Genomic DNA, 16659 nt, shown 5'->3' with positions numbered 1-16659 from the left:
GCCCGGCGGGGCTACGCCGCGGTGACCTCGAGCGTGACCTCGATGTTGCCGCGGGTCGCGTTGGAGTAGGGGCAGACCTCGTGTGCGGCCTCGGCGAGCTGCCGCGCGGTCGCCTCGTCGAGACCTTCGGTGCGAATCTGCAGCGTCACGGCGAGGCCGAACCCACCCTTGAGGCCGACGGGGCCAATGCCCACCTTGGCTGTCACCTGAGAATCGGTCAGGGGCGCCTTGGCCTTCTTGGCGGTCATCTGGAACGCCGAGTTGAAGCACGCGGAGAAGCCGGCGGCAAAGAGCTGCTCGGGGTTGGTCTTGGTCTGCTTGCCGAAGGGCTTCGGCGTGGCGAGCTCGAACTCGACCAGGCCGTCGTCGGTCGCGACGTGGCCGTTGCGGCCGTCACCCGTCGCGGTGGCGGTGGCGGTGTAGAAGACCTTGGGCTTGTCCATGGAATGACTCCTTGTGCGGTGGCGTTCGAAAAGTAGAGGTACTAGTACGTCTACATGGACGACAACCCACCCATGCATGGGATGATTCCCCGCAATCGAAGTTTTCTTGGAGGAGCGATGGCGAGCACACGCGGACAGGCACGCGAGGCGATCCTTGCCGCGGCATCGGCCCTCTTTACCGCCCACGGGATCCGCGCCGTGAGCGCCGACCGGATCTTGGCTGAGGCGGGCGTCTCCAAGGTCACCTTCTATCGACACTTTCCCTCGAAGGACGAGCTGGTAGTGGCGTACCTCGAGGCGGAACTGGAGCGCGTCCAAGGCCTTGGTCGTTCCGCGACGGGGGAGCCGCGCGCGATCGCCGCGATCTTCGAGAATGAGATGTGTCGGCCCGGCTTTCGCGGGTGCCCCTTCATCAACGCCGCCGCCGAATACCCCGACCCCGATCACCCCGTGCGCGCGGTGGTGGCGCGCTTTCGCGGCTGGATGATCGACGCGATCGCCGCGTGGGCGCGTGACAGGGGAGCGCAGGCGCCCGACGAGGTGGCACGCCAGGTCATGATGCTGCGCGACGGTGCCCTCGTCGATGGCTACGTGACCGGCAACCCGCGTCGCGCCGCCGACGAGCTGGCTGCCGGCATCGAGGCGTTGGTCGCCGCGTAGGGGTCGCACCCGTGCATGCCGTGCGTCGCGTACGGTCGTGACATGGACTACTCCTGGCACATTCTCGATTGGCGCCGACAGGTGGCGGACATCTACGCCGAGGTGCGGGCCACCCCCGACCCCGTCGCGGCGCATGCGCGCTGGGCCGAGCGGCGTGCGGCCCTCCTCGCCACCCACCCCGCCACGCCGGTGCCCGAGGCGCACCGCGAGTCCTTCACTCCCGTCATGGCGGCGTACGACTCGGCATGGCGCTTTGAGGTCGCGGTCGAGCCGGCCGAGCCGGAACGGCGCGAGGTTCCCACCGCGACCGATGGCGTGGTGCCGTTCGAGCGCATCGGACGCGTCACGCTCGGCGACGTCGGCAGCCTCGACGTGTGGTGGCTTGACTCCTATGGCGGCGGCGTCTTCGTGCCGCTCAAGGATCCCGCACCCGACTCCTATGGCGGCGGCCGCTACCTGCTCGACACCGTGAAGGGCGCGGACCTGGGCGGCGGCACCGACGGACTCGTGATCGATCTGAATTTTACCTTCCAGCCGTCGTGCGCCTACTCGAGCGACTGGGTGTGCCCGCTGCCGGGGCCCGGCAATCGCCTCGACGTCCCGGTCGAGGTGGGGGAGCGCTACGTCGCGCTCGACTGACGCGCCTAGGAGGCCGATGCGTCGGCCGCCGTGGCGTCGCGTCGTCGTGGTCATGGGCTGGCTCGTACTGATGGGCGTGGGTGGCGTGTGGGTGGCACGGGCGCTGTCATGGGAGGCGGGCCCGCTCGCGGTCCTGATCGCGCTGACGCCATGGCTCGTGTCAGTTCTCCTGGTGCCGCTCGTGCTGGGCCTCGCGGCGCGTTCGTGGCCGCTGGTGGCAGGGGTGGTGGCGATGACGGTCTGGGGAGCCGTGACGCAGCTCCCGCTCGTGACCGCCGAGCCCGCGGCACTCACGGACGAGGCCGACGTCACGGTGGCGTCCGTTAACGCGACGTTCGGCGGTGTGTCGCCAGACGAGGTCGTCGCGTTGGTCCGCGAACGCGGCGTGGATATCTTGGCGGTGCAGGAACTGACGCAGGATGCGGTGGCGGCGCTCGAACGAGCAGGCCTTGGCGAGGCCCTCCCGCACGCATTCACCGCGTCCGCCGAGGGGTTCGCAGGTATCGGCCTCTGGAGCGCGTGGGCGCTCACCGACGCCGCGGAGGTCCCAGGTACGACCGCTCATACGGTGAGGGTGGGGCTCGAGGGTCCGTCGGGACCCCTCACCGTGGTCGCTGTGCATCCCGCGGCGCCAGGACTCTGGCAGCACAGGCTCTGGGACGAGGATATGGCCACACTCGAGGGCCTTCTCGGCACCATGACCGGGGACGTCATCGCGGTGGGCGACTTCAACGCGACGCGCGACCACGCCGCGCTGAGGCGCCTCGAAGGCTTGGGGTACGCGGGCGCCGCCGACCAGGCGGGGGCAGGGTGGACGTTCACGTTCCCTGAGGGCCGTGGCGGCTTCCCCATGGTCGCGATCGACCACGTGCTCACGCGAGCCGAGGGGTGGGCGGCATCGTCCGTCGATACCGTCGCGCTGACCGGGGCGGACCACCGCGCCCTGGTAGTGGACATCGTGGCGGGACCTGCGTCCCTGGCAACTGCAGGGAGCGGTTGAAACTATTCAGGTGAGCGGGGTCAACGTGGCCCCCACGACGCGAGGGCGCGTCCCTCGGAAGGAGTCTCACCATGGTCCAGCGCATGATCTGGAATCAGACGGCCTACTTCGGAGCCGGGGCGATCTCAGTCATCCCCGACGAGCTCACCCGCCGCGGATTTACGAAGGCGTTCGTCGTCACGGACGCGGTGCTGGTCGAGACAGCCGTGACCACCAAGGTGACCGCGCTGCTCGACGAGGCAGGCATCGCCTTCGAGGTCTATCAGGACGTGGTCCCCAACCCGCCCATCGAGAACGTCCAGGCGGGCGTGGCAGCGTTCCGCGACAGCGGCGCCGACGTCCTCATCGCCGTCGGCGGGGGCTCGCCACAGGACACGTGCAAGGCGATCGGCATCGTGGTCGCCAACCCCGAGTTTGCGGACGTGCGCTCGCTCGAGGGCGTGGCCGACACGACAAACCCCTCGGTGCCCATCATTGCCGTGCCCACGACCGCAGGCACCGCCTCGGAGACCACCATCAACTACGTCATCACCGACACCGAGCGCGGGCGCAAGTTCGTGTGCGTCGACCCGCATGACATCCCGATCATGGCCGTCGTGGACTCGGAGATGATGGCGACGGCGCCGCGGGCGCTCAAGGTAGCGACCGGGCTCGACGCGCTCACGCATGCGATCGAGGGCTACGTCACCCAAGGGGCATGGGAGCTCTCGGACCTGTTCCACCTGAAGGCGATCCAGGTCATTGCAGGCGCCCTGCGTGCCGCCGCCGATGGCGACCCCGAGGCGATGGACCGTATGGCCCTCGCCCAGTACATCGCCGGCATGGGCTACTCCAACGTGGGACTGGGCGCGGTCCACGCCATGGCTCACCCGCTGGGCGCGCTGTTCCACGCCCCGCACGGCGTCGCCAACGGCGTCCTGCTGGCGCCCGTGATGGCATTCAACGCCGAAGCCACGGGGGAGAAGTACCGCGACATTGCCGCGGCCTTCGGCGTCGAGGGTGCGGCCACCATGGAGCTGGCCGATGCGCGGCGCGCCGCGGTCGAGGCCGTCGCCTCGCTCACCCGCGACCTCGGCAACCCCACGACCATCTCGGGCCTGGGTGCCACGGCCGAGGATGTGCCCGTTCTCGCCCAGGCGGCGTTCGACGACGTGTGCGCCGGCGGCAACCCGCGCGAGGCGAGCGTCGAGGACTTCGTGGAGTTGTACGCAAGCCTGCTTGACTGACGCAGGGGCGACCGCCGTGCCCGCTCAGCGCAGGGGTGGTGCCTCGGGATAGAGGCGTTCCATCTCGCGCTGGGCGGGGCCTCTGCCGGCGACGAACCACACGACGGCGCCAATCCCCGGCAGGCACAGCACCAGGAGGAGCCACAGGGCAAGGGCGGCACCGCTAAGCACGCGCGTGTGGCGGGCGACCGAGATGGCCGCGCTCAGTGTGGCGACGAGGATCGCCGCTGCGATGACCGACCACACCACGTCGTATGCGGTGGGGATCAGAGGATTCGCGTCGAGCGGCATGCGCCCACCGTACCGTCAGCGGGAACGAGAAGAGCCGCCCCGGTGTCTCGGGGCGGCTCTCGTGTGGTGGGCGATACTGGGATCGAACCAGTGACCTCTTCCGTGTCAGGGAAGCGCGCTACCGCTGCGCCAATCGCCCGTGCGAGGTGGGTACGGGATTCGAACCCGTGTATACGGCTTTGCAGGCCGCTGCCTCGCCTCTCGGCCAACCCACCATGGTGCCGACCTCGATCTTGCGAGCGGACGACGGGACTCGAACCCGCGACCCTCACCTTGGCAAGGTGATGCTCTACCAACTGAGCCACGTCCGCGCGGACCGAAACTGAACGTTTCGGGCCGTGGAAAACTGTAGCGCATCCCGGGCGCTTCGGTGACCACCGCATCGGCCGCGTGTCGTGCCCCCAGACGGTGTGAACCGGATGAGGCACCGCCATGCCGACCCCCGTCGCGTGAAATGGACGGGTCACCGGCGTGTCGGCATCGAAACCGGTTCAAAGCGCCGGGGGGAGGGGCCGGGCATGAAGAAAGCCGCCCCCGAAGGGACGGCTTGTCTGGTGGGCGATACTGGGATCGAACCAGTGACCTCTTCCGTGTCAGGGAAGCGCGCTACCGCTGCGCCAATCGCCCGAGGTGGGTACGGGATTCGAACCCGTGTATACGGCTTTGCAGGCCGCTGCCTCGCCTCTCGGCCAACCCACCGTGGTCGCCGAAAACATCGGCTACGAACCTACGAGCGGACGACGGGACTCGAACCCGCGACCCTCACCTTGGCAAGGTGATGCTCTACCAACTGAGCCACGTCCGCGTTGTCAGGGCGTGCCCTGACAAGACGTAAACACTAGCCCATGGGTTGACCCGATGCCAAATCGCCTCCCGCGCCAGCCACTAGCGTTGATGCCGTGAACGAGGAGCACAGCGGCGGGCGCGGCGAGGCCGCATTTCGGGGCGTCCGGGCGCGCCATGTGCTCGAGCACATCGACGTCCTCAGTGACGGCCACCGCCTTGCCGAGGGCGGCTTCTGGGTGCTCGTCGGCACCTTCGAGGGCCGGATCTCTGCGTGGCGCATGGGGGACGTGACGTGGTCCGATGCGGCGCCCGAGCCCACGGGCCGAGCGTGGTTTGGACCGGCGGCCGATGCCTGGGTCACCTCACTCGACGAGGTCGCCTACCGATCGGCGGTCGAGCGCATTCGCGGCGACATCCGTGAGGGCGAGGTGTATCAAGCGAATCTCTGTCGCGTGCTCGCGACGCCCATGCCGGCGGGGCCTGACGGTCCGGACGCGGTGGCGCTAAGCGAGCGCCTGGCGCTCGGCAATCCGGCGAGGTTCGCGTCACGCATCACGATTCCCTGGTCGGCCGATGCGCCGGGTGCCTGGGTCGTGTCAGCCTCACCCGAGCTGTACCTCGCCATCGACGGCAACCGCGTGTCGAGCGCCCCGATCAAAGGCACCGCGGCGCCAGGGGAGCCGATGCTCGCCAAGGACGAGGCCGAGAACGTCATGATCACGGACCTGGTGCGCAACGACCTGTCGCACGTGGCCGTGCCCGGTTCCGTCGCGGTGACCGAGTTCCTGGGGCTTCACGAGCACCCTGGGTTGACTCACCTCGAGTCGACCGTGGCGGCGACGCTCGCGCCCGACTACGACTGGACCGCATCGCTGTGGCCCGCGCTGCTCGGCGGGACCTTCCCGCCCGGGTCGGTCTCGGGCGCGCCCAAGTCCAGCGCCCTGAGGATCATCGCACGCGAGGAGCGCGCACCGCGCGGGCCGTACTGCGGAGCGCTCGGCTGGGTGGACGCGGACTCGAGAAGAGCGGAACTCGCGGTGGGCATCCGCACCTTCTGGTGGGATCGGGCCGACGGCGGGACGTTGCGCTTCGGCACGGGGGCAGGCATCACGTGGGGCTCGGACCCCGGCGCCGAGTGGCGCGAAACGGAATTAAAGGCCAGGCGCTTGATTGCCCTGGCATCCACCGCAAGGATGGCGGGATGACAATCGTGGTGTGGGCTGGGGGGAGCCTTCGCGATCCCGACGAGGCCGTCGCGACGTCGCTCGATCACGGGCTGACCGTGGGCGACGGAATCTTCGAGACGATGACGGTGCGCGACGGGCGTGTGTTCGCGCCCACCCGCCACCTCGCCCGCCTCGCGTATGGCGCGGACCGGATGGGCCTGACCGGCGTCGACACGGACGTGTTGCGCGGCGCCATCGACGAGGTGATGGAGGCGGGCAGGGGAGCCGTGACCCGGTTGAGGATCACGGTGACGTCGGGACCGGGGCCGATGGGATCGGCCCGCGGCGACGGGCCCCTCACCACCGTGGTGGTGGGCATCGACGCCGCGAAGCCGCGTGTGTGTCACGCGGTGCGCGCGCCCTGGCGGCGCAACGAGCGTGGTGCCCTCACCGGGGTCAAGTCCACCTCGTACGCCGAGAACGCCGTCATGGTCGCGTATGCGCGGGACAAGGGCGGCGACGAGGCCATCGTCGCCAACACGCAGGGCCACCTCTGTGAGGGCACGGCGACCAACGTCTTCCTCGAGCGCGGCGGCGAAATCGTGACGCCGCCACTCGCGTCGGGCTGCCTCGCGGGCATCACCCGAGGCTTGGCGCTGGAGTGGGGCGCGATGGCCGGCCTGCCCGTACGTGCCACGGCGCCGGGCGAGCTCACGATGAGCGTGCTCGACGAGGTCATCGCGGGAGAGGCGCACCTCGCCGTGACGTCCTCGACGCGCGGGGTGCAGCACGTGTCCACGCTCGACGGTCACGAGCTCGCGTCGGGGCCGCTCCTGCGAAAACTCGCCTCACAATTCGAGTTGCGGGCCGAGGCCGAGCCCGATCCTGGTCTTCCGCGCCGCAAATAGGCGCTATATTGGTTCCTGCTCGCAGGGCGATTGGCGCAGGGGTAGCGCGCTTCCTTCACACGGAAGAGGTCACTGGTTCGATCCCAGTATCGCCCACCAGGGAAAGCCCTGGTATCACTCCTAGCGGAGAGGTGCCGGGGCTTTCGTCGTCTCCGACGAGGCCTCCGAGTTGTGCACCTGCTGTGCACGAGGGGTGCGAGGTACCAGGCTGGATGTCTTCGCGGCTGCCTCGCGGGACGCGTCGCCGATGAGGTGGGAGTATAGGTCCGACGTGATGCCGATGCTCGCGTGGCCCAGGCGCTTGGACACCGCGCCGATGGGTACATCGGGCTCCAACACTTGACTTGCGTGCTCGTGCCCGAGGCTGTGGAACGCGATCTGAGGCACCTTCGCCTTCACCTGCATCTTCCAGGACAGTCGGTACACGTAGTCAGGTGACAGCGCGCGGCCGTCCTCCATCGTGAACGCGCGCCCCGACTTGCGCCAGGCTTCAGCGGCCATCTCCCGCTCCTGCTCCTGCGACAGACGCCACGCCAAGAGTGCGGCCACCGTGGAGTCGTCCAGGTCGATGACTCGCAGGCCGGAGTCCGTCTTGGGAATGGACTCCACCACTTGCCCGTCCACCATCACCAGCGTGCGCCGGAAAGCTTCGGTGCGTCCCGTGAGGTCGATGTCCGATCACGTCAGGCCCGCGCCCTCCCCGCGACGTAGCCCGGTGAACATCGCCACCACGAACAGTTTCCCCAGGCGATGCCGGGAAGCCACGTCCAGGAATAGGCCCGCCTCCTCCGGGGATCAGAACTCCCGGCGCTTGCGCTTGGACTTGGGCAGCGCAAGCCGCTCCGCCGGGTTGACCACGATCAACTGGTCATCCGCGGCCGCCGCGAGGACCCCCGTGGAGCACCTGACCGATGCCCTTCAGCGTCTCCAGGCCCCGAGCCAGGCCATCCAGGAACCCCTTCACGTCCCGGCGTGTGAGGTCCGTGACGTTCATCGCTGCCAGACTTGGCGGCATCAGGTCCTTGTCGATGACGCGCTTGTACCTGGACACCGTTGACGGCTGGATCCAATCGCGCTTCACCTTCATGCCTAGCCACTCGCGTTTGGGGTCCGCGAGCTTCACGGCTGACGGCTGCACGAACGTGCCTGTGTCGTGGGACCCCTTGGCGGCCGCGTGGGCGCGCTGGGCCTCCCGCTTGGTCGGGAAGTTGCCCTTACGGACCTGGAGGCCTTTGCCGAACGCGTCGACCCCCCTAGACAGGTAGAAACCCCGCCTGCCTTGCTTGGGGTCCTTGAACACCCCCGGGCACGCCCGCGCGCTGGGCCACTGTGGGCCGGTCCGTCACAGGTTGCCGTATCGGTTCCCCTCAGGGTTGCGGCAACTGCATCCCTACGGACACAGGCGCCCGAACGGGCCATCCCCGGGACACGTCCCGCACGGCTCCTACACCTGGCGGGGCGTTGCGGTGACAACGCATGCGCACCGCCCTGAGTGCACAAGAGTCGCGCTGATAGCCTTCTCAGCAATGAGACGGGGGAGTCTCGATTGAGGGGATTGCTTTGAAGAAGATGACTTTGGCGATGCTGGTGCTCGCTTCGACTTTGCTGGTGGGTTGCGCGAGCGAGTCCACCAGCGGAGAGGAGTCTGCCGCACTCGCGAGTTTCCGGGCCGAGATGAGCGCCGAGGCTGAGGCTCAGGACGCCGAGATCGCGCAGTTGGAGCGTGCCGGGTTCACAAACCTGAATACCTCCGGGACCGTGTACTCGAAGTTCCTAGACCAGGGCGACGCCAACTACACCGACTGTGGGTATTCGCGCGGTGTGTGTTCGGTCATCGAGGTGGTCGCCATCAACGGCTGTTCAAGTCTGTACGTCGAGGCCAATATTGAGAACTCCAACGGCGTTGTCATCGACTGGGCCAACGACAGCGTTCAGAATCTCGGTGCCGGTGACCATGCCGTGATGCACTTCACGTCGTTTGAGAGCGGCGCTGCACGAATACAGATGTCCGAGGTGAATTGCCGCTAGCAGGCACGACGGAGTGTGATCGTGATTCCCGAGGCATCGCCGACGATTATTCAAACGCTGCTGTTCGTCCTCGGCGGGTTGTTGATCTTCGAAGCCGGAGAGCGTGCTCACCGCACTTCGGTGGCGTTCAAAGACGCTGCCGCAACACGGAAGCAATTACGGACCCAGCACACGCACGAATCGATGGACCAGTACAACGCGGACTACGACCGAGTGCAGGCAGGAGAACTTACGTCCGACGAGCGCTCAAGGCGGTTCAAGGAAGCGCGCGAAGCGGCGGACGCGAAATGGGCTGCGGCACTCTCGGAAGCGGGTCTGACAGATACTTACGACGACCATGCAGATGGCCCCATCGGTTTCTGGGAAGCCGTCGTGGACGACCGGCGGACTCGCTCGTATGCAACTCTTGGCCTTGTTGTGACCGTTGGGTCATCAGTGTGGGCGCTCGCATAGCGCGTAAGTGCGAGGGGTTTTGCACCTGGTTGTGCATTCTCCCTGGAATGTCACGGGATTGACTGGTGCCGACGGGGCGAAGGTTTCGGTAAATCACGCATACCATGCGACTCACCGGCACTCATTCGGGCCACTCGGAGCCTACCCCTTGGAATTTACTCGGAAGATGTCACTGGTTCGATCCCAGTATCGCCCACCAAGGCGTTCTGTGGTCAAGGCCCTCAATCGGGAAACTGACCTGGGCCCGTCGTATTTCGCCGGAACATTCGTGGAACCCCGGGCAGGTGGCGAAGTCCGTTCCGTCCCTGGGGCGGAGTTCGGACGGTGGAGTTGCGCCCCGATGGAATTTGGCCTCACATCTCGGTGGACAATCGCAGCAGCACACATGGCCGTATAGGTCGGCGATTATGACGGGTCGACTGCCGCGAACCTTCGCCCGGCGTCGGCGCGAGTGCTACCTAGTTCAGCCGATCATCGCTATTCTGCGTCGCATGCGTGCATCGTCGCTGGTCCGGGGGTAGTTGCATGGCAAAGAAGGAGCTGCGAGTCTTCGTCGCTAGTCCGGGCGGGCTAGACGACGCGCGCGGAGCCGTCGAGGATGTGGCTGGGCGTCTCAACTCCAGTCTGGGCGATCGTTTGAACGTGTTCATCGGAGTGCGGAAGTTTGAGCAGATGGTCGCGCGTGGCGGCAGGCCGCAGAGCCAAATTAACCCTTGGGTGGACGACTGCGATGTGCTAATTGCGATAGTTCACCGTCGGATGGGCTCGCCTAGTGGGCGCGAAGACCATTCGGGCTTTTCAGAGGAGTTTGATCGCGCCATCAGTCGCTTTGTGGAGACTGGGAGCCCGGTAGTTTCGCTCCACTTCAAGGACGTTGAGCCGGAGCACGTGGCTGACCCAGGCCCAGATCTCGCAAAGGTGCTTGAGTTCCGGAAGCACATAGAGCGTGAACATGTGGGCCTTCACCAGCGCTTCGGTTCGATCGATGCCTTCAAGGTAAATGTCCAACAGCTACTTGTTGAGGAGATGCACCGCGCTGCTGACGGGGCTTACAACGAGGCAACCAAGCCAACGGGTAACAGTGTTGCGACGACAAGCGCGCCTGCGGTAGCTGAACCGGGGCAAGAGCATGACGACTTCGGCATGGCGCGCTTGCTCCGCACCTTCGCCAACGTGATCTCGACGGGGCAAGTCGATGATCTTCTTGATGTCGATCGACTGGCCCTGTTCGCCATCGCGCTTGCACAAGAGCCATCGGCTCCGCAAACGCACGTGGTCAATCGCCTCTTTCTGCGTCCGAACGCCTCTGAGCTCTCACCGTGGGAGTTGGATGCGTGGTTCTGGGCCTATGTTGCCGATCACGGTCGCGCGAGCGACGCGAGCGATCGCGTCATTCCCTTCGTGCTTGCGGCTGGTGCCGAAGCCGTCGAAACTCGACTTCGCAACCGCTCGATCGATTTTCTGGAGTTCGACATCGAGGGACTCCAGCGCGGTTATCTTCGCCTGCTTGCTGCGCACGTAATTCGGCCCGACGTACTGTGGTCGGGTGAAACGACTTCCAGCAACTGGGCGATTCTGGCGAAGGCAGGTCTTTCAGGTGACCTAGTTATCTACTGGGCAGTTGTGAGTCGCGCTGGAGACCTCCCCATAGCTGCGGAGCTGTCAGCGAGTGCCGACCCGCAGATCGCGAAGCTTGGCGACGCGTTGTTGTCGATAAGCGACTCCGATCGAAGCCTTGACGGATTGCTAGCGCTGGATCCACGGCTCGCGGTCAGCCGTCGCGTGCTCGCAAGGTGTGGTAGCGACCTTTTGGAGCGAGTTTCGACAGAGGTTCTTGTCGACCTCGTTGGGCGGGGCTACCAGGCGGACGATGCTCGAACGGCAGCGGTGCGTGAGATTGCCGCGCGCAGCGCTTGGACCGAGGAGCTGGTCGCCAAGGTGCTAGACGGTGGTCAAACCTACGGCCGCATCGCAAGATCCTGGAAAGACGTCGCGCGCGAGCTGTTGTTCGAGTCCTCCGATGCTCACTCTGTCTCCCTCGTTCTCGAGGCGGCGGCAGCCAAGGAAGCACCGGAGCGCCGCGAAGTCCTCGTACAGTTCGCAAGCGTGAATCCGCTCGTTCGTGGCCCCCTCATGGAGGAGCTCGGTCTGGGCACGGACGCGAGTGAGCCAGGTGAGTACTTCGCGCTTCATGCTACTGACCCTGCGTACGTCGACGAGGCGATGGCGGTACTTGCGGGAACATTCGAGCCGGTCAACCTGCGTCTGGAGCGCTTGCGGAACGCGGGCGCGGAGGAGAAGGTGATCACGTTCGTCACGGAACGTGGAGTCTTAGGCGCCTTGCACTACCTGGTTAGCGTATTTCCCACACCGCCGAAAGTGGTCCTCATGCGATTGCGCGAGCTTGCGGCGTCCTCACGCCTACACAGTTACGACGCGCTGTTGCTGCTAGAGAAGGTTGCAGCAGACTCGGACATTCCCTTGTTTATCGATACAGCGATGTGGCGTTGGCGCGACGATCCAGAGAGATTGGCGGCGCTCGTATCGCGCGCGACACTTACTCGGCTCCGCGCGCTGCTTGACCACGAGTTCCCTGATCTAGTCCTCGCGGCGTTGGTCGAGCTCGGCAAACGCGACCGCCCACCGTCCCATCGTCGCCTCACGAACTTGTTGAGACATGACGACCATCGGGTGCGGCTTGCCGCCCTAGCAATACTTGGCCCGAAAATCCCAGACAAAGCGGCATTTGTTAACGAATACGTTCACGCTGAATCCTCGTACTACTACAACGTCGTCTGCGAACTAGATCGTTTGGCGACTGGAGCCCCGGAAGTGTTTTGAGTCGGGGTCGTCGTGACGTCGCAGTCCACAAGGACTTCGACGTGCTCGGTTTCTGGAGACCGCGGGCCCCATCGGCCGCTGTCCTGAATGGGTACGAGCGAACACCGCCCTAGCTCGTGACCCCAGGCCTGTCGGAGAGATCCCGCGGGACCTTTTCCATGCCGCCGTGGGCGAGGGCGAGCTGTCACGGAGTGATGCGGCACTAGGCTTCCGGCCAGGCCTCACTCGAACAGGGGAGTAACACCGGTGGCGAAGCTGTATTTCCGCTATGGCGCGATGAACTCGGGCAAGTCGACCATGCTGCTGCAAGCGGCCTACAACTACCGTGAGCGCGCGCAGCTGCCCCTGATCGTGAAGCCGGGCGTAGACACCAAGGCCGGGGAATCGGTGAGCTCGCGCATTGGCCTCGAGAAGCCCGTCGACGTGCTGCTGGGCGCCGGCGAGTCGCTGACGGAGGCCATCGAGAAGGTGCGTCCCCTCAGCGAGGTCGACGCGATCTTCATCGACGAGGCCCAGTTCCTCGAGCCCGCCCAGGTCGACGAGGCGTTCACGCTGGCGGTCACGACCCGTGTGCCCGTGCTCGCCTACGGCCTGCGCAGCGACTTCCGCTCCCGCGCGTTTCCCGGCTCGGCCCGCCTCATGGAGCTCGCGCACTCCATCGAGGAACTGAAGACCATCTGCCGCTGCGGCTCCAAGGCCATGCTTAACGCCCGCCGCATCAACGGCGAGTTCGTGGCGCACGGCGAGCAGGTCGCGATCGACGGCCAGCAGGCCGAGTACGAGTCGCTGTGCGGGCGCTGCTACCTCGAGAAGGTCGGCCCCATCAGGCACGACGCCTGAGCGAGACACACCGGGTGAGACGCCCATATCCGGCGCGTCGGCCCCGTGGCGTGGTTCGATGAATCATGGCTACGGGGGAAGAGGCAGCAGCGGTGCTGTCGAGTGAGGACGCGGGCGCCATGCTCGCGACCGCCCTTGCCACGTCCCAGCAGAGCCTGGATTCGTGGCGCCTCGACGCGGTGCATGCCCGCCCGGGCGCCGAAACATCGGCCACCTATGACGTCGTCGCCTCGGGGGAGCGCCAGTACCTCATCGCCTCCACCATTGATCTGACAGACGACGAACGCGCCGCCGTGAAGGCCGTCCGGCTGGAGTCCGAGCTGGGCAAGGTGCACGTCTGGCGTCACCCCGCCGACCCGCGCCTGCCGGGATTGGCCGATGCCTGCGTGCCCGCCGCTCTTGCGGCGCGCCTGGCCCGCGTCGGCATCGGCGACGCGGCGGTAGAACACCTTGAGATGCTGGTGCTGCGCCCCATGCGCCGTGCCGTTTTGCGCGCCAATGTCAGCAGCCATGGCCTGAGTGGACGCATCTACGTCAAGGTGCTGCGCCCCGACGCCGCCCGGCGAGTCCTCGACAGGCACGGGGCCTGCGCACTGGCACCGCGCGCCTACGACGCCGGCGACGGCATCGTGGTCATCGAAGGCGCCGCCGGGCTGCCGCTGACCGAATACTTCTACCGGGCCGACGCGCCGCGACATGTCGACCCCCGGATCCTCGTCGACGCGCTCGATTCCATCGGCGAGGCCGCCATGCGCATGGACCGGCGCCGCAGCGCCGCCGAGTTGATCGACACCTACGCGGATGCCGCCATCACTCAGGGCGCCGATGCCGTGCGCATCGACGAGGTCCGCCGCGCCGTCCGTACGGTGACGGCCGAGCCGCCGGGCCCGCTGGTGGCGACCCATGGCGACTTTCATGCCGCCAACGTCTTCGTCGAGGCCGGCGCGAGCCCGACGGTGGCCGCGTTGATCGACCTCGACACGCTGGGTCCGGGCTATCGCGTCGACGACCTCGCGTGCATGCTCGCCCACCTTCACACGCTCCCGACCTTCGATGCGGAGGGCTATCCGGACGTGCCACAGTTCATCGAGGACGCGACGACGACGTTTGCGGGTGACGTGTCTGGCACACAACTGCGGGTGCGCGCCGCCGCGGTGCTGGTCTCGCTTATCGCGGGCGCCAGCGATGACGAGCGACGCGAGCGGTGGACTGAGATGGCCGTGCGCCTCGCCTCCCACGATCCCGCGGTCGTGTAGCCGCCGGGCCGGCCACGGCATCGGCCGTCGTGACGCGTCGCGAAGGTGCCGTGAACCCACACGGGTCGGTAGCATCGTGGGGACCGACCGCGCGCACCCGCGCGCACGACCCCCCACAAGGAGACCCCTGGTGCCCAGCCTGCATGCGACCATCGACGGCGACGAGCGAGAGCTGACCGCCGGCACGACGGGCACCGACCTTTTTGGTGAGCGCCGCGAGGTGCTCGTGATGCGCGTGAATGGCGCGCTGTGGGACCTCGCCCGCGAAGTGCCCGCCGGGGCCACCGTGGAGGCCGTCACCATCGACGAGCCCGACGGCCTCATGGTGCTGCGCCACTCGACCGCCCACGTGCTGGCGCAGGCGGTGCAGCAGGTCAACCCCGACGCGAAGTTGGGCGTGGGCCCGCCCGTCGAGAACGGCTTCTATTACGACTTTGATGTCGAGACCCCGTTCACCCCCGAGGACCTCAAGAAGCTTGAGAAGGCGATGCAGCGCATCGTCAAGGAGGGTCAGTCGTTCGTGCGCCGCGAGGTCACCCGCGATGAGGCGCTCGCCGAGCTCGCCCACGAGCCCTACAAGTGCGAGCTGCTCACGCATGACGCCGACGGCGCCGAGGGTGCGTCCGTGGAGATCGGCGAGGGCGACATCACCATCTACGACAACGTCCGCCGTAACGGCGAGCGCGCGTGGGGCGACCTGTGCCGTGGCCCGCACGTGCCCAGCACCAAGGTTCTCGCCAACGGCTGGTCGCTGATGCGCTCGGCGGCCGCGTACTGGAAGGGCAACGAGAAGAACCCGCAGCTGCAGCGCGTGTACGGCACCGCGTGGCCCACCAAGGAGGAGCTCGTCGCCTACAAGGAGCGCCTGGCCGAGGCCGAGCGCCGCGACCACCGCCGCCTGGGCTCCGAGCTCGACCTGTTCTCCTTCCCCGACGAGATCGGCTCGGGATTGGCGGTGTTCCACCCCAAGGGCGGCATCATCCGTCACGAGCTCGAGGAGTACTCACGCCACCGTCACATCGAGGAGGGCTACCAGTTCGTCTACAGCCCCCACGCGACCAAGGGCAAGCTGTTCGAGACCTCTGGTCACCTCGACTGGTACGCGGACGGCATGTACCCGCCCATGCACCTCGATGAGGAGCGCGACGCGGACGGCAACGTCACCAAGCAGGGCCAGGACTACTACCTGAAGCCCATGAACTGCCCCATGCACAACCTGATCTTCGACTCGCGTGGCCGCTCCTACCGCGAGCTGCCGCTGCGCCTGTTCGAGTTCGGCACCGTGTACCGCTATGAGAAGTCCGGCGTGGTGCACGGCATGACCCGGGCCCGCGGCTTCACCCAGGACGACGCGCACATCTACTGCACGCGCGACCAGATGAAGGACGAGCTCACCAAGACCCTCGACTTCGTGTTGGGCCTGTTGAAGGACTACGGCCTCGAGGACTTCTACCTGGAGCTGTCGACCAAGAACCCCGAGAAGTTCGTGGGCGACGACGACATCTGGGAGGAGGCGACCGAGACCCTGCGCGAGGTCGCCGAGGGATCGGGCCTCGAGCTGGTGCCCGACCCGGGCGGCGCCGCGTTCTACGGCCCCAAGATCTCGGTGCAGACCCGCGATGCCATTGGCCGGTCGTGGCAGATGTCCACCATCCAGCTGGATTTCAACCTGCCCGAGCGCTTCGAGCTCGAGTACACCGCGCCCGACAACACTCGTCAGCGTCCGGTCATGATCCACCGTGCGCTGTTCGGCTCGATCGAGCGCTTCTTCGCGATCCTCACCGAGCACTACGCGGGCGCCTTCCCGGTGTGGCTGTCGCCCGTCCAGGTGCGCGCCATCCCCGTCGCGGAGGCGTTCAACGACTACATGGCCGATGTCGTGGCACAGCTGCGAACCGCGGGCATCCGGGTCGAGCTCGACGATTCCGACGAGCGCTTCCCCAAGAAGATCCGCACCGCGTCGAAGGACAAGATCCCGTTCACGCTCATCGCGGGCGGTGAGGACGCCGAGGCCGGCGCCGTGTCGTTCCGCTTCCGCGACGGTAGCCAGGACAACGGCGTGCCGGTGGCCGATGCCGTGGCGCGGATCGTCGAGGCCGTGCGCACCAAGGCGCAGGTGTAG

At 66.8% G+C, this 16659-nt stretch carries 16 protein-coding genes and 8 tRNA genes; 14 read left to right on the top strand and 10 right to left on the bottom strand.

What is annotated here, in order from left to right; all coding sequences use genetic code 11:
* Positions 1 to 11: 11 nt before the first annotated feature.
* Entirely contained in the window at positions 12 to 443 is a 432-nt protein-coding gene (locus B7K24_RS11590; protein WP_084130496.1) for an organic hydroperoxide resistance protein, read from the bottom strand.
* A gap of 117 nt (positions 444 to 560) precedes the next feature.
* Here B7K24_RS11590 and B7K24_RS11585 point away from each other — a divergent pair, with 117 nt between their 5' ends.
* The 4 genes from B7K24_RS11585 (at position 561) to fucO (ending at position 3968) form a co-directional block, all read left to right on the top strand.
* Positions 561 to 1103, top strand: a complete 543-nt coding sequence (locus B7K24_RS11585; RefSeq protein ID WP_159449238.1) for a TetR/AcrR family transcriptional regulator — start codon at positions 561 to 563, stop codon at positions 1101 to 1103.
* 42 nt (positions 1104 to 1145) lie between these two features.
* Entirely contained in the window at positions 1146 to 1742 is a 597-nt protein-coding gene (locus tag B7K24_RS11580; protein ID WP_084130600.1) for a DUF1684 domain-containing protein, read from the top strand.
* 16 nt (positions 1743 to 1758) lie between these two features.
* Complete coding sequence (locus B7K24_RS11575) at positions 1759 to 2742, top strand: endonuclease/exonuclease/phosphatase family protein (RefSeq protein ID WP_084130495.1); 984 nt, start codon at positions 1759 to 1761, stop codon at positions 2740 to 2742.
* A 71-nt stretch (positions 2743 to 2813) separates the two neighbouring features.
* The gene (fucO, locus tag B7K24_RS11570) at positions 2814 to 3968 is read left to right on the top strand and encodes a lactaldehyde reductase (protein WP_084130494.1); all 1155 of its coding nucleotides are present in this window, start codon (positions 2814 to 2816) and stop codon (positions 3966 to 3968) included.
* Between the two features lie 24 nt (positions 3969 to 3992).
* Here fucO and B7K24_RS11565 read toward each other — a convergent pair whose 3' ends face one another.
* The 7 genes from B7K24_RS11565 to B7K24_RS11535 all read right to left on the bottom strand — a co-directional run bounded on the left by B7K24_RS11565 (position 3993) and on the right by B7K24_RS11535 (position 5064).
* Complete coding sequence (locus B7K24_RS11565) at positions 3993 to 4259, bottom strand: PLDc N-terminal domain-containing protein (RefSeq protein ID WP_084130493.1); 267 nt, start codon at positions 4257 to 4259, stop codon at positions 3993 to 3995.
* Positions 4260 to 4323: 64 nt separating this feature from the next.
* A tRNA-Val gene (locus B7K24_RS11560) sits at positions 4324 to 4398 on the bottom strand.
* A 5-nt stretch (positions 4399 to 4403) separates the two neighbouring features.
* Positions 4404 to 4474: transfer RNA gene (locus tag B7K24_RS11555), tRNA-Cys, on the bottom strand.
* A gap of 23 nt (positions 4475 to 4497) precedes the next feature.
* Positions 4498 to 4570: transfer RNA gene (locus B7K24_RS11550), tRNA-Gly, on the bottom strand.
* A 241-nt stretch (positions 4571 to 4811) separates the two neighbouring features.
* Positions 4812 to 4886 (bottom strand) — tRNA-Val (locus B7K24_RS11545).
* A gap of 1 nt (position 4887) precedes the next feature.
* Positions 4888 to 4958 (bottom strand) — tRNA-Cys (locus tag B7K24_RS11540).
* A 33-nt stretch (positions 4959 to 4991) separates the two neighbouring features.
* Positions 4992 to 5064 (bottom strand) — tRNA-Gly (locus B7K24_RS11535).
* 94 nt (positions 5065 to 5158) lie between these two features.
* Here B7K24_RS11535 and B7K24_RS11530 point away from each other — a divergent pair.
* From B7K24_RS11530 to B7K24_RS11520, 3 genes are all read left to right on the top strand, one after another.
* Positions 5159 to 6250 carry a chorismate-binding protein gene (locus tag B7K24_RS11530; protein ID WP_084130492.1) on the top strand — a complete coding sequence of 364 codons (1092 nt, stop codon included), beginning with the start codon at positions 5159 to 5161 and terminating at the stop codon, positions 6248 to 6250.
* Positions 6247 to 7119: an aminotransferase class IV gene (locus B7K24_RS11525; protein ID WP_084130491.1), complete on the top strand. Its 873-nt coding sequence runs from the start codon at positions 6247 to 6249 to the stop codon at positions 7117 to 7119. Before B7K24_RS11530 ends, B7K24_RS11525 begins: the two co-directional genes overlap by 4 nt.
* A gap of 24 nt (positions 7120 to 7143) precedes the next feature.
* A tRNA-Val gene (locus B7K24_RS11520) sits at positions 7144 to 7218 on the top strand.
* Positions 7219 to 7239: 21 nt separating this feature from the next.
* Here the strand turns inward: B7K24_RS11520 and B7K24_RS11515 are convergent.
* Entirely contained in the window at positions 7240 to 7743 is a 504-nt protein-coding gene (locus B7K24_RS11515) for a tyrosine-type recombinase/integrase (protein ID WP_159449237.1), read from the bottom strand.
* A gap of 244 nt (positions 7744 to 7987) precedes the next feature.
* Positions 7988 to 8419: a hypothetical protein gene (locus tag B7K24_RS11510; RefSeq protein ID WP_084130489.1), complete on the bottom strand. Its 432-nt coding sequence runs from the start codon at positions 8417 to 8419 to the stop codon at positions 7988 to 7990.
* Between the two features lie 260 nt (positions 8420 to 8679).
* On the opposite strand from B7K24_RS11510, the gene B7K24_RS11505 reads away from it, so the two are divergent.
* The 7 genes from B7K24_RS11505 to thrS all read left to right on the top strand — a co-directional run bounded on the left by B7K24_RS11505 (position 8680) and on the right by thrS (position 16659).
* Positions 8680 to 9147 (top strand): hypothetical protein, encoded by a 468-nt coding sequence (locus tag B7K24_RS11505; RefSeq protein WP_144268282.1) that lies wholly within the window; start codon positions 8680 to 8682, stop codon positions 9145 to 9147.
* A gap of 21 nt (positions 9148 to 9168) precedes the next feature.
* Positions 9169 to 9600, top strand: coding sequence for a hypothetical protein (locus B7K24_RS11500; RefSeq protein ID WP_144268281.1), 432 nt, complete (start codon positions 9169 to 9171; stop codon positions 9598 to 9600).
* A 74-nt stretch (positions 9601 to 9674) separates the two neighbouring features.
* A tRNA-OTHER gene (locus B7K24_RS13490) sits at positions 9675 to 9799 on the top strand.
* 326 nt (positions 9800 to 10125) lie between these two features.
* Positions 10126 to 12441 carry a DUF4062 domain-containing protein gene (locus B7K24_RS11495; RefSeq protein ID WP_084130486.1) on the top strand — a complete coding sequence of 772 codons (2316 nt, stop codon included), beginning with the start codon at positions 10126 to 10128 and terminating at the stop codon, positions 12439 to 12441.
* Between the two features lie 246 nt (positions 12442 to 12687).
* Positions 12688 to 13281, top strand: coding sequence for a thymidine kinase (locus B7K24_RS11490; protein ID WP_084130485.1), 594 nt, complete (start codon positions 12688 to 12690; stop codon positions 13279 to 13281).
* Between the two features lie 65 nt (positions 13282 to 13346).
* Positions 13347 to 14537, top strand: coding sequence for a phosphotransferase (locus B7K24_RS11485; RefSeq protein WP_084130484.1), 1191 nt, complete (start codon positions 13347 to 13349; stop codon positions 14535 to 14537).
* A 127-nt stretch (positions 14538 to 14664) separates the two neighbouring features.
* On the top strand, positions 14665 to 16659 hold the full coding sequence (thrS, locus tag B7K24_RS11480) for a threonine--tRNA ligase (RefSeq protein ID WP_373994169.1): 1995 nt from the start codon (positions 14665 to 14667) through the stop codon (positions 16657 to 16659).

This window comes from Demequina sp. NBRC 110055 (assembly GCF_002090135.1).
GTDB lineage: Bacteria > Actinomycetota > Actinomycetes > Actinomycetales > Demequinaceae > Demequina.
Note: the sequence above shows the minus strand (reverse complement) of the source record. Positions and strands in the feature narration are given on the sequence as shown.

What these genes read in the sequence shown, in the direction of transcription:
- B7K24_RS11590 (WP_084130496.1), bottom strand. Translation starts at nt 443, where the DNA reads ATGGACAAGCCCAAGGTCTTCTACACCGCCACCGCCACCGCGACGGGT.
- B7K24_RS11585 (WP_159449238.1), top strand. Translation starts at nt 561, where the DNA reads ATGGCGAGCACACGCGGACAGGCACGCGAGGCGATCCTTGCCGCGGCA.
- B7K24_RS11580 (WP_084130600.1), top strand. Translation starts at nt 1,146, where the DNA reads ATGGACTACTCCTGGCACATTCTCGATTGGCGCCGACAGGTGGCGGAC.
- B7K24_RS11575 (WP_084130495.1), top strand. Translation starts at nt 1,759, where the DNA reads ATGCGTCGGCCGCCGTGGCGTCGCGTCGTCGTGGTCATGGGCTGGCTC.
- fucO (WP_084130494.1), top strand. Translation starts at nt 2,814, where the DNA reads ATGGTCCAGCGCATGATCTGGAATCAGACGGCCTACTTCGGAGCCGGG.
- B7K24_RS11565 (WP_084130493.1), bottom strand. Translation starts at nt 4,259, where the DNA reads ATGCCGCTCGACGCGAATCCTCTGATCCCCACCGCATACGACGTGGTG.
- B7K24_RS11525 (WP_084130491.1), top strand. Translation starts at nt 6,247, where the DNA reads ATGACAATCGTGGTGTGGGCTGGGGGGAGCCTTCGCGATCCCGACGAG.
- B7K24_RS11495 (WP_084130486.1), top strand. Translation starts at nt 10,126, where the DNA reads ATGGCAAAGAAGGAGCTGCGAGTCTTCGTCGCTAGTCCGGGCGGGCTA.
- B7K24_RS11485 (WP_084130484.1), top strand. Translation starts at nt 13,347, where the DNA reads ATGGCTACGGGGGAAGAGGCAGCAGCGGTGCTGTCGAGTGAGGACGCG.